Here is a 238-nt window from a genome sequence, read left to right as displayed (position 1 = left end):
CGTAATACGCTTGCCATTATTAAAGCGTCAGGTGAAGAGCCAGAAGTGGTGGAATATCTGAAAAATACACCAACCCGCGACCGTTTAGTTGAGCTATTGGCACAAATGCAGATTTCGCCTAGAGAGCTATTAAGAAGCAAAGAAGCTATCAATGATGAGCTTGGTCTAGATAATCCTGAGTTGTCTGATGATCAGATTATCGATGCTATGATTGCGCATCCTATTTTAATCAACCGTC

Annotated in this window: 1 protein-coding gene; it reads left to right on the top strand. The window is 41.6% G+C overall.

The window, feature by feature from the left end:
* The coding region (locus SB772_RS45330) for an ArsC/Spx/MgsR family protein (RefSeq protein ID WP_410839194.1) at positions 1–238 on the top strand (238 nt) is incomplete at both ends.

This window comes from Paraburkholderia sp. SIMBA_030, assembly GCF_046535245.1.
GTDB lineage: Bacteria > Pseudomonadota > Gammaproteobacteria > Burkholderiales > Burkholderiaceae > Paraburkholderia.
The sequence above is the reverse complement of the archived record's forward strand: the minus strand, read 5'-3'. Positions and strand labels throughout refer to the sequence as shown.